The 12,566-nt window shown below is 46.0% G+C and carries 9 protein-coding genes; 7 read left to right on the top strand and 2 right to left on the bottom strand.

Features of this window, described 5'->3' with window-relative positions:
• Positions 1-519: GntR family transcriptional regulator (locus AC1DSE_RS19275; protein WP_477528044.1), on the bottom strand; the 519-nt coding region annotated here is incomplete at its 3' end.
• A gap of 171 nt (positions 520-690) precedes the next feature.
• Between AC1DSE_RS19275 and AC1DSE_RS19270 the strand changes: the two genes are divergently transcribed.
• The gene (locus tag AC1DSE_RS19270; protein ID WP_441882115.1) at positions 691-1,920 is read left to right on the top strand and encodes an MFS transporter; all 1,230 of its coding nucleotides are present in this window, start codon (positions 691-693) and stop codon (positions 1,918-1,920) included.
• Between the two features lie 265 nt (positions 1,921-2,185).
• Here the strand turns inward: AC1DSE_RS19270 and AC1DSE_RS19265 are convergent, their stop codons facing one another.
• Positions 2,186-3,067, bottom strand: coding sequence for a helix-turn-helix domain-containing protein (locus tag AC1DSE_RS19265; protein ID WP_477511217.1), 882 nt, complete (start codon positions 3,065-3,067; stop codon positions 2,186-2,188).
• 158 nt (positions 3,068-3,225) lie between these two features.
• Between AC1DSE_RS19265 and AC1DSE_RS19260 the strand changes: the two genes are divergently transcribed.
• From AC1DSE_RS19260 to AC1DSE_RS19235, 6 genes are all read left to right on the top strand, one after another.
• Entirely contained in the window at positions 3,226-4,293 is a 1,068-nt protein-coding gene (locus AC1DSE_RS19260) for a Gfo/Idh/MocA family protein (protein WP_477511216.1), read from the top strand.
• 45 nt (positions 4,294-4,338) lie between these two features.
• Positions 4,339-5,175: a sugar phosphate isomerase/epimerase family protein gene (locus AC1DSE_RS19255; protein WP_477511215.1), complete on the top strand. Its 837-nt coding sequence runs from the start codon at positions 4,339-4,341 to the stop codon at positions 5,173-5,175.
• 227 nt (positions 5,176-5,402) lie between these two features.
• A complete protein-coding gene (locus AC1DSE_RS19250) occupies positions 5,403-7,787 on the top strand; it encodes a glycoside hydrolase family 95 protein (RefSeq protein WP_477511214.1) in 2,385 nt (794 codons plus the stop codon).
• 5 nt (positions 7,788-7,792) lie between these two features.
• Positions 7,793-10,621, top strand: coding sequence for a glycoside hydrolase family 3 C-terminal domain-containing protein (locus AC1DSE_RS19245; protein ID WP_477511213.1), 2,829 nt, complete (start codon positions 7,793-7,795; stop codon positions 10,619-10,621).
• Positions 10,622-10,763: 142 nt separating this feature from the next.
• Positions 10,764-11,117 (top strand): hypothetical protein, encoded by a 354-nt coding sequence (locus AC1DSE_RS19240; protein WP_441882133.1) that lies wholly within the window; start codon positions 10,764-10,766, stop codon positions 11,115-11,117.
• Between the two features lie 207 nt (positions 11,118-11,324).
• Positions 11,325-12,566, top strand: a 1,242-nt coding sequence (locus tag AC1DSE_RS19235; RefSeq protein WP_477528043.1) for a cache domain-containing sensor histidine kinase, incomplete at its 3' end; no start/stop codon positions are given.

Below are 12,566 nucleotides of genomic sequence, written 5' to 3'. Positions count from 1 at the left end.
TAATTGAAGCGAGGAGCAGAAGGTGAGTATATGCTGATTATTGGCAATTTGCAGTATCGTTTCATGAAACTCTTCATCATATTCCATCGCTTCATAGAGCTGCTCTTCACTAACTTTTTCATTAAAGCTGGCATTAATAGCACGCAGCTGTTCAATATGCTCTGGTTGAATATTGTCGGCAGCAAGCTCAGCTGCTAATGCTTGAAGGGCTGTAAGGGGCGCATACAGCTTAAGGATATCTTCCTTGGCTAGCGTCGTGACTCGCGTCTCTTTTCCAGGAAACATTTGAATGAGTCCTTGAACCTCAAGCAATTGAAAGGCTTCCCTAATCGGTGTGCGGCTGACGCCAAGTGCCTCGGCAAGCTCTGAATCGTTAAGCTTCTCACCGGGCTGAAGCGTGCCGTCGATAATCCATTTTTGCAGCTGGCTTAAGGTACGCTCCTTGGCGGATAGTCTAACGGGTGTTGAATAATCAGTTGGAATAGGCAGAGGGGATCCTCCTTTATTTTTTGGTTTCATTATGAAAGTGATAGGATAACAGTTTCGACAATATATAATATATCGCAGGATCATTCATTGAAGCAAATGCCAAAAATTTTAAAAAGGAATTTATTGCTTTTATTTGCTTAAGGAAATATAATATGCGATATATTACATATTACATTCTTTTTGGAGTAAGGAGAAAACTGTATGTCTAGTACTCAAGCTTCAATCGCAACATCACCGTCCGCTTTAAAAACGATATACCCACTGTTGTTTGCCATTAGCTTCGTGCATTTGATTAATGACACGATTCAATCGGTCGTACCGGCATTATTTCCTATTTTGAAGGACTCGCTTTCACTGAGCTTTGCTCAAATTGGATTGATCTCTTTGATGATTAATTTAACTGCAGCGCTGCTGCAGCCTGTTGTCGGCATTTTATCTGACTCGCATCCGAAGCCGATGCTGCTGCCTATTGGCATGCTGTTCACAATGGGGGGCGTTGCTGCTCTTTCGTATGCTTCGCAGTTCTGGATGGTCATGGTCGCTGTTATGTTAATTGGAATTGGTTCAGCCGTTTTCCATCCAGCTTCTGCGCGGGTTTCCTATTTGGCGGCTGGGACGAAAAAAGGTACAGGGCAGTCGATCTTTCAATTTGGCGGAAATATTGGACAATCGCTTGCACCAATCATGACTGCTGTTCTGTTCGTGCACACAGGTCAGCGCGGTGTGATCTGGTTTGCTCTGGTCGTTACGATTGGAATTGTCATTCAATTTAATGTAGCCAAATGGTACGGCAAGCAGCTCGCTCTTGAGCCAAGAAAGAGTACGAAGCAAGCGGCAAAGCCGGTTTCCAAACTTAATGTGTCCTCCGGTAAAGTTGTATTTGCCATAACGATTTTAATGATTCTTGTATTTTCCAAAAACGTCTATATTTCTGCGATCAGCAGCTATTACTCGTTTTATGCCATCGAGCATTTTGGACTCTCTGTCAGTCATGCTCAAATCGTATTGTTTGTCTTTCTTGCAGCGAATGTTATTGGCTTGCTTCTCGGCGGGGTGCTCGCAGATAAGTTCAGCCGTCGCAGCTTGATCTGGTTCTCGATCCTAGGAACTGCACCATTTGCGCTGCTGCTTCCTTATGCTAATTTAACATTTTCCGTTATTTTAATCTTTTTTGCCGGTTTAATCTTGGCCTCGGCGTTTTCCGTTATTTTAGTTTATGCGAACGAATTGCTTCCTGGGCGGGTTGGCCTCGTATCAGGTGTGTTTTTCGGAATGGCGTTTGGTCTCGGGGGCATTGGTTCGGCGGTGCTCGGCAATTTGGCAGATTCCATGGGTATTGAGTTTGTCATTCGCTGCACGTCCTATTTGCCTTTGCTCGGCATGCTGACGATTTTGCTGCCATCGGATCGCAAAGCCAAAGCAGCCGTTTAATCCGAGTGGACGATTTTCTCATTAGGACAATTTCCGCGCATTCCCCGCCCACATACAATGTTGGTGTATAGCCTAATTGGTGCTGGGAGGGGAGTAACGCTGTGAATAAGCGGACTTTAATGATCGTTTCGCTTGTCATTTATGTCATGCTAGCTATCTTATTCCTCATTTTGTCTATTTTTCATTAAACACATAACAGAGCAAGGGCTGTCCTAGAAGTAGATTGATCTACTCTAGGCAGCCCTTGTTTGTTTATTAGCCTCGGCTACTTGCCTGGCTGCTCCTGACTAAGCTTCATTTTACGGTAATCCTTCGGAACGATGCCCTTGGTTTCACGGAAAATACGGGAGAAGGTTTTGTATGAGCCATAACCAACCTCCAGCGCAATTTCAGCGACGCTCATATCGGTAGAAACAAGCAGGCTGCAGGCATGCCGCAAGCGCAAATCATGCAGGAAATGTACGAATGTTTGTCCAGTCGTTTGTTTAATTACTTCACTTATGCGAGACATGCTCAGTGAAAAGCGGCTTGCAAGATCAGATAGCGCAAGCTCGTCTTGATAATGTTGATGAATATAATGAATGATCGGCCAAACCGAGGCACTCGATTTGGAAGCAAGCCTTGAGGCTGGAACAGACGGCGCAATATTGCGGCGATAACGATCAAAGAAAGCTAATATTTCCTTCAACCGCACTTGCAGCATCGTTCGGCGCCAAGGCTCCTGCCCCGCATACTCACGAAACATATCTTCTATTAAATGCTTCATTCGTTCATTATCAGCACCGCTAAGTTGAACAGATGGCGGCAGAGTATTCTGATCGATGAGGTCCATAAGGCCTTCCTCTTGTCCAGGCTCCATCAGCAAGTCCATGCTAAACATACAATTATAAAGAACAAGTGTACTCCCGGGCTCGGTAAATAGTTCATGCACCTGATAAGGAAGCACAAACGTAAAAGTGCCGGGCAGCATTTGATGTTTTGCATCGTTGATCGATTCAGAGCCTCTTCCGTCTATAACATAAGAGAACTCCAAAAAGTCATGGCGATGCGGCCTAAAGCCATGGTAAAGACGGTTTAGGCTAATATGGAGGGGAGAAGAGGTATTCATATTTGGATACGTTTTCAAATAGTCAGGTATGTAGGTCATGAATGAATGCATTCCTCCGAAAATCTGAGACTTTTATCGAAAAACAAGCACGATTTCTCATCCCGTTTATTCTAACATAAATGAAGAGATCAAGCGTTACGAAAAACGAGTGCTTATTGCTGAGCAAGGGTTCATTCAAAATTATAGGAGGAATTTCATTGACTACAGAAAATAAGATTAGAATAGGTATTATCGGTGCAGGAAATATTGGCAACGTCCATGCAGGAGAATTTTCTAAGCTTGGCGAAGAGTGTATCATTACGGCGATTACTGATCTGGATTTGAATCGGGCAGAGAAAGCAGCCAAGCAATATGGTATTGAGCATGTTGCGGCTTCCAATGAAGAGTTGATTCAGCGAGCTGACATCGATGCGGTCATCATCGGTGTTCCTAACCAATTCCATGCTCCGCTTGCCGTTCAAGCTCTTGAAGCGGGCAAGCATGTGTTGATAGAGAAGCCGATGGGCATTAACAGCGATGCTGCTCGTCAAATATTGAGAGCAAGCGAAGCAGCAGACCGTGTCGTCATGGTCGCTCATCAAATGCGCTGGGAATCTGTTGCGATGCAAATTAAAGAGCAAATCGACCGTGGTGAGCTTGGCAAAATTTATACAGCCAAAACGGGCTGGTTTCGCCGCAAGGGCATTCCGGGCTGGGGCACATGGTTTACACAAATGGATCAATCGGGCGGCGGCCCGCTTATCGATATCGGCGTTCACATGCTTGACCTTGCGCTGTATTTGATGGGCAATCCAAAGCCGGTTTCCGTATATGGATCAACCTATGCAGAGTTTGGCCCAAACCGTAAAGGGATTGGCACATGGGGTACACCGGATTGGGACGGAACGTATGATGTTGAGGACTTGGCTACGGCGCTAATCAAAATGGAAGACGGCAGTACACTCTCGCTTGAAGTGAGCTGGGCTGTTCATATGGATACGGACAATTCACCGTTTATCCATGTAATGGGCTCAGAAGGCGGCGCAAGCTATCGCGGTGCTGAAGGCAAGCTGCTTACAGAAAAATTTGATCGCCCGATTGAAAGTGTTTTGAGCAAAGCAGACAATGATGAAGGTGAGCGCGCTCGTCTTAGCCGTCACTTCCTTGCATGTATTCGTGAAGGTAAACAGCCGATTACTTCCGTATTGACTGGTTTGACGAACAATCTTGTGCTTGATGCAATTTATGAATCATCGCGCACAGGCAATGAAGTGAAGCTGGACTGAAATCTAAATTAATTATAATTGATTGTAGAATGAGGAGGAATTTGTATGTTGAGAGGTTTAACTGGAGCGGGTCTTGGTCGAATCGAAAGTGATGAGCATCTAATTAAGCTCGCTGGCGCGTACGGATTTCAAGCTGTAGATTTGGATGCGGCGTCGCTAATTAATCGTTATGGTGAAGAGCAAGCTCGTGAGCTTCTTGCAAGCAATGGCGTAGTAATTGGCTCCATTGGTCTTCCAGTAGAATGGAGAACAACGGAAGAAGCTTTTCTTGAAGGATTGGAGAAGCTGGCATCCTCTGCGGCTGCGGCTGCGGCTCTAGGCTGTACAAGCTGCTGCACCTATATTTTGCCTTCAACAGATTTGAAAGCAGCTCGCTTCATGGCACTTGCAACTCGCAGATTACGTACTTGCGCTCAAATTCTAGGTGCTTATGGCATTCGCCTTGGCCTTGAATTTGTTGGCCCGCATCATTTGCGGACGCGTTGGGAAAATCCATTTATTTGGACGCTCGAGGAAACATTGGAGTGGATCGACGCAATCGGTGAGAGCAATGTAGGATTGTTGTTTGATGCCTATCACTGGTATACGAACAGCCTGACTGTTGCTGATATTGAAGCGCTTCGTCCAGAGCAAATCGTCCATGTTCATATCAATGACGCGCCGGACGTGCCGGTTGAGGAAGCACTCGACAACGGCCGCGTATATCCTGGTGAAGGTGTAATTGATTTAGTCGGATTCCTGCAAGCACTTAATCGTATTGGCTATAAAGGTGCTGTGTCACAGGAGATCTTATCATCAGAAGCGGAATCGCAATCGCCGGAAGAGCTGGCGCAGCGCTCCAAAGCAGGTTTTGATAAAGTATTTGGCGCAGCTGGTCTGTAAGAAATACTCCTTCAAATATAATATGGCTGTGAGTTACATCGCTGCAAGCACACATCATCGTGCTTGCAGCGATTTTTTATTATTTAGCGAGAATTCGAAAAAACGCTAATTTTGACATGATTTTTCATGAAATGTATTGGGTACTGTCGAGCAGGGCTATTCCGTTATGATGAATAATAACTGTTTTTTAAACGCTGTGAACAGAGCGATAATAGGAGACCAAAAACATGGGATATAAAGCAGAGCAGCTTCATCCGTTAAACCTTTGGTATAAGCAGGCGGCTTCACGATGGGAGGAAGCACTGCCCATTGGGAATGGCCGACTAGGCGGTATGGTATTTGGCGGTGTGGAACAAGAACGCATTCAATTAAATGAAGATACATTGTGGTCAGGCTTTCCGCGGGATACGAACAATTACGAAGCGCTGCGCTATTTAAAGCGAGCCCGGGACTTCATAGCAGATAAAAGATTTGTTGAGGCGGAGCAGTTAATCGAGGCGAAGATGCTCGGAACAAACACAGAGTCCTATCAACCGATGGGCGACTTGTTTATAGAGCAGCATTTTGAACACGCCCTTGATCAGGCTCCAGATTACATTCGCAAGCTTGATATCGATGCAGGCATCGCTGCTGCACGGTTTCAAGTGGGTAAAACGGTTTACTCGCGCGAGATGTTCGTTAGCGCGGTGGATCAAGTATTATGCGTTAGATACGAGTCAGAAGGAGAAGATCTGCTAGAGCTTACAGCAGCGATGACTTCCTCCGTACAGTATGGAATCGAGGCAGCAGGCAGCGACGCTATCGTACTTCACGGTCGTTGTCCAAGTCATGTAGCAGACAATTATTTGGGAGATCATCCGCTGGCTGTACAGTATGAGAATGATCGCGGCATTACGTTTCAAGGAAAACTGATGGTCAAGATAGAAGGCGGCAAACTATCGATAAACAGCGATAAGCAAATAAATATTCAAGGGGCAAGCTCGGCTACATTTCTATTAAGCGCAGCAACAAGCTTTGTGAATTTTGATGTTCATCCAGACAAAACTGCTGCTGAACTGGCCGAGCAAAACGATCGCCTACTGGAGAAAGCATTAACTTTTAGCTATGAACAGCTGCGAGAGCGCCATGTAGAGGATCATCGAAGCTTGTTTCAACGCGTGCAGCTCGATTTGGGGCGGACGGAACAAGCTCAATTGCCGACAGATGAGCGGCTGGAAAACTATAAGCAAGGCAAACAAGATCCAGCATTGGAAGCGCTATATTTCCAATACGGCCGATATTTGCTTATGGCAAGTTCGCGGCCAGGCACGCAGCCGGCTAATCTGCAAGGCATATGGAATGACCGGGTTCAGCCGCCTTGGAACAGCGACTATACGACGAATATTAATACGCAAATGAATTATTGGCCGGCGGAAATAGGGAATTTGAGCGAATGCCATGAGCCTTTGTTTCGCTTGATTGAGGAACTCAGCATCACGGGAGCCCGTACCGCGGCTATTCATTACAACAGTGCAGGCTGGGTAGCGCATCATAATGTGGATTTATGGCGGACATCAACGCCGACAGCCGGCCATCCAAGCTGGGCTTTCTGGCCGCTTGGCGGCGTTTGGCTGATGCAGCATTTATGGGAGCATTATTTATATCATCCGAGTGAAGCCTTTTTGAGAGAAAAAGCTTATCCCTTAATGAAGGGCGCAGCTTTATTTTGTTTGGACTTACTGCAGGAGAACGACAAAGGGCAGCTGATGACTTCGCCATCCACGTCGCCAGAGAATAAATTTCTGACCGCACAAGGGGAGGCTTGCAGTGTTGCTGAGTCATCTGCTATGGACATTACTTTAATTGGCGAGCTGTTTGATCATTGCGCAGCAGCTGCGAGCTTGCTCGGAATCGATGCATCTTTCAAGCAGCAGCTAGAAGCAGCGAGGAGCAAGCTTCCTCCGCTGCAAATTGCGCCTAATGGACAATTGCAGGAATGGCATGATTATTTCGAGGAGCATGAGCCTGGGCATCGTCATGTATCTCATCTATATGGCTTATATCCAGGTACGTCAATCAATCAAGAAACAACTTCGGAGCTTGTGGAAGCGGGCCGCCTTTCACTTGAGAGCCGCATAAACCACGGAGGCGGTCATACAGGCTGGAGCTGTGCGTGGTTAATTAACTTATTTGCGAGGCTGAAGGATTCGAAGTCTTCTTATCATTTTATCCATACTTTGCTTGCACGCTCTACGCATCCGAATTTGTTCGATGATCATCCACCGTTTCAAATCGATGGAAACTTTGGCGGTACGGCGGGCATTGCAGAGCTTCTGCTGCAAAGCCATTTGGGTTATATCGAGCTTCTGCCAGCGCTTCCGGGTGCATGGCCGGCAGGTTGCGTGAAAGGTCTTAAAGCGCGTGGAGGGTTTGTTGTCGATATGGAATGGACAGATGGCAAGCTGACGGCTGGGCGCATGCAATCCACACACGGATCGATTTGCAGCTTGCGATCGAAGGAATCCATTACCGTTGTTGCTTCTGACGGTACAGCTATCGATGCGTCAAAGCCATTTTCAACAAACAAAAATGAATGGTATAGCATATTAACATCCACGATAGAGGGGGAGTAAGCGTTATGACGACCAGTATACGTTTTCCATTTGAAAATTTAGAGCTTCCGCTTGAAGAACGGGTAACCGATCTTGTTTCACGTTTTACGCTGGATGAGAAAATTGAATCGATGGTTCAATACCAGCCTGAAATAAAGCGATTAGGCGTAAAGCCGTACAAACATGGGACGGAAGCGGCGCACGGAATGGCGTGGTTAGGCGAAGCGACCACGTTCCCTCAGCCCATCGGGCTTGGCTGCACTTGGAATCCCGAGCTGCTGAAGGAAGTAGGCTCTGCAATCGGTGACGAAGCACGCGTTTACTTTCAGCGAAACCCAGCCATCAACGGCTTGACGCTGTGGGCGCCAACGGTGGATATGGAGCGAGATCCGCGCTGGGGAAGAACAGAAGAGGCTTATGGAGAAGATCCTAAGCTGACAGGTGAGCTAACAGCCTCGCTGGTACAGGGCATTCAAGGCGATCACCCGCTTTACTTTAAAGCGGTAGCGACCTTGAAGCATTTTATCGGCAATAACAATGAAATCAATCGCGGCAGTTGTTCGGCGAGCATTGATCCGCGCAATATGAAGGAATATTATCAAGCAGCGTTCAAGCCTGCTTTCGTCAAGGGCGGCGCTCATTCGATGATGACCTCGTACAACTCGGTTAATGGCACGCCTACTATTTTGCATGAGGACGTAAACAAAGTAGTGAAAGAGGAATGGGGCATGAACGGCTTCATCGTCAGCGATGCGGGAGATTTGCTTGGTATCGTCAACGATCATCATTATTATGATTCCTATAAAGAGGCAGTAGCTCATTCCATCAAAGCAGGCATCGACAGCATAACGGATGATAAAGAAAAATCATGCGCGGCTATTCGTGAAGCTTTGTCAGAAGGGCTGCTGTCAGAGCAGGATTTGGATAAAGCACTTATTAACACCTTCCGTGTACGTTTCCGCTTAGGAGAGTTCGATCCCGCTGAAGGGAATCCATACGTGGATATGCCGGAATCGAAACTATGTGCACCGGAGCATGGACAATTATCGCTGCGAGCTGCAAAAGAGTCGATTGTTTTGCTCAAAAATGAGAACAAAACGTTGCCGTTGAATAAAGAAAAGTTAAGCCGTGTAGCAGTGATCGGGCCGCTTGCCGACGTTGTATACCGAGACTGGTACTCTGGATCACTGCCGTACAAAGTAACACCACTTGAAGGCATCGAGAGCAAGCTTGCCGGCAAAGAAGTAACATTCAGCAGCGGCAATGATCGCGTTCGATTGAAATCAGCTGCGAATGGAAAAGTATTGCGCACATCCACAGACCATGCAAACCGCCTGCAAGCGACTGATTTGGATGAGGAAGGCGATACATTTGAGGTGACGGATTGGGGCTGGGGCAGTTATACGCTAGAGAGCATGGATTCCGGCAAGCTGCTTACAAGCGCAGATGATGTCAATATTGCAGCTGCTGCAAGCGAAGCTTTTGGCTGGTTTGTGAAGGAAGTGTTCAAGCTTGATGAGCAATCCGAAGAGAATTTTGCGATACGAACTTGGAACGGCAAGCTGGTCACTGCCCCTAATGGCGGCGCAGATTCCCTTCAAGTTACGGAATTAGCGGATATTGGAGCAAGCGAGCTGTTCTCTAAAGATGTTATCGCGAACGGAATTGCAGAAGCGGCAGCTGCAGCCAAAGCAGCAGAAACGGCAATTGTTTTCGTAGGCAATAATCCTCTTATTAACGGGAAAGAAGAAATCGATCGTCCAAGCCTTGACCTTGCCGCTTCGCAAAATGAATTAATTAGCGCGGTATTCGCTGCTAATCCGAACACGGTCGTCGTAGTTATTGGAAGTTATCCATTTGCACTTAACAAGGTAAACGAGCAAGTTCCCGCGATTGTTTACTTATCACATGCAGGTCAAGAGCTGGGCAATGCCATTGCTGACGTTTTATTCGGTGATTACTCGCCGGCTGGACGCTTGAATATGACTTGGTACAAATCAGAAGAGCAGTTAACCGATCTAATGGATTATGATATTTTGAAAGGAAAACGAACATATCTTTATTTCGATGGCGAACCGTTGTATCCATTTGGTTATGGTCTTAGCTACGGTTCATTCCGATACGGTCCGCTTGAGATTACGAATAACGCTGCGAGTATGAACGGCAGTGTAACAGTGGAACTGCAGGTTACGAATGAGAGCGACATCGCAGCGGATGAGGTTGTCCAATTATATGTTCGAGTAGAGGGCTCAAGGGTACAGCGTCCGCTTAAGAAGCTGGTTGGCTTCACGCGGATTTCATTCCAGCCTAGAGAGACGAAGCAAGTAGAACTTGTAGTTCCAGCAGAAGAGCTTGCTATTTGGGATGTAACACGGGACCGTTTCTGCCTTGAAACGGCGGCTTATACGTTTGCAGCTGGTGCCTCCTCTGCACATCTCCTTGCCGAGAGTACAATAACAATCGAAGGCGAGACCATTCCACCACGTCAGTTATCCTTGCAGACGCGCGCGGAAAACTATGATGATTATGCCCATGTTTATTTGGATGAGAGCAAGGAAGGYGGAACGGCAGTCCGTTTATCGCAAGCAGAGGGCTGGATCAAATTTAATGATGTTGATTGGTCAAACGGCCCAAGTGTATTTGAAGCTCGCGTTAGCGGCGGCGCTCAAGGCGGAGAGTTGTCTATTCAGATGATCAGCCCGGCCGCTGTTTTTAGAGGCTCATGCTCGGTTGAGTCAAGCGGTGAGCAAGAATGGCAAACGATTCGTATTGATCTGCCAAGCTGCAAGCTGAGAGGCGATCTGGTAATTGGTTTGACGGAAAGTGTGAAGCTGAGCTTCTTCCGCTTTCAATAATATGAGCAATTTCATACGGAGCTGTCTTCAGGTGCTGTATAGCGCTTGTTGCAGCTCCGTTTTTGCGGTTATGGTTGCTTTTTATGTAATGCAGCTTTATTCTTTAAATGAACAATGAGCATCGACAGAGGAGCTAGTCCATATGGCAAACGACATTGAAATCAACTTGTATAAAGATTGGATAAATACGGTGAAAGAAATCTTCCGGGGGTCAGGACATCCTTTGCCTGAATCCATTAGCGATCGGGAGGCAGCAGTTGCTTACTTCTCGCAGACCGCACAATCGAAAGAGGAAGCAGAGCAGCAGGCGGATGCCAATGAAGAACGCCTTGCCTCGCTGCAGCAGACGATCATCGATCATTTTGAAACGGTTATTGTGCCGGATATTCGCAGCAGAACAAATTATGCAGGCGATCGTTTTGCTTTCAAATGGTTGTACAACAAAGGCGAGCATATCGTTGAAGAGCATTCATCCTACCGAATTCCGCTCTCTTAAGAGCGGGATTTTTGCATCGTATAGGCAGCGCTTCCATTTTGTCTAATTTTCATATGATAAAATATTGAATTAGTGATGTAGGCACGGCAGATTACCAGCATTATAATGTAGATGCCTTAAAATTTTACGCGAAAAAGTAAACGCTTACCTCAGCCGATACTAACGAATGAAGTTTGCTGCGCAAAGCTTTAAGGAGGAACCGTTTGTATGAAGAAGAGCATTCGAACAATGGGGCAAAGAATGAACAATATTCGAATCAAAAAGAAACTTATTATTTCTTTTATTCTCGTTGTTTTTGTACCGGTGCTTATCGTAGGCATTTTTCTTACCGTCGCTTTTAGGCAAAATGTACTTGATCAAGCGACCCAGCAAATTACGAATAACGTCGAGCGAATTAAGAAGCAGACCTTGGATATTATACGCATGCCAATCGAAATTTCCGACAAGCTGCTGGTCGATAGCAGGTTAACGAACGTCGTCAACACGCAATACAGCTCCAYGTTTGATGTCGTTAAGGCGTTTTGGGATTACCGTGATTTTAAAGATTACATTAAACTATACAGTGAAGTCTACAACATACGCTTTTATACGACGAATATGACGATACTCGACAATTGGGAGTTTCTGAAAGTTACCGATCCCATTGCGGAAACAGACTGGTATAAGTCAGCAATGAAGCGCGACGGCATTCACTGGGAATACATTAAGGATGAAACCAAAAATAACCGCCGTTATTTGAGTCTGATTCGGAAGATCACGTTCCCAACATATCGGACAAGCGGCGTACTAGTGATAGGCGTGAATCAGGATGAGCTTAATGCGATGATTAGCCAAGAGCCGTTTGATACGATGATTATTGATGACAATGGTTATATGATTGCAGCGAAAAACCCCGAATGGGTAGGTAAAAATATTTCTGAATTAGACTTTGCCAGTAAACTGACGAATAAAGCAGCAGGCACCTATGAATTCAAATACGAAGGAAAACCTTCGAAAATTGTTATCGAGGATCTTCAGCCTGAATCAAGCTTTAATCGGTTGAAAATCGTATCTGTATTTACAATTGATAGTATTGTAAGTGGAGCTAATCGCATAAGCTTGCTTGGGCTAGGCATTATTTTGCTAAGCTTAGTTATAGCCTTCGTTATGATTTATATTTTTTCTGCGATTATATCGAAGCGGATGCTGGTCCTGAATAAAGATTTGAACAAAGTAGCGATGGGAGATTTGAACGTGATTTCGCATGTGACAGGCAATGACGAGATTGGCATCCTGTCCAAGCAATTCAACAACATGGTCGTAAGTATTCGCGGCTTAATGGACGAGGTAGCGGAATCGCATAAACAACAGGCCCAGCTGCAGCTTAGACAAAAGGAAATTAAGCTGAAAATGATGGCCAGCCAAATCAATCCTCATTTTTTGTTTAACGCGCTTGAATCGATTCGAATG

This window comes from Paenibacillus sp. 01L418 (assembly GCF_056400045.1).
This window is presented reverse-complemented; position numbering and strand designations above follow the sequence as displayed.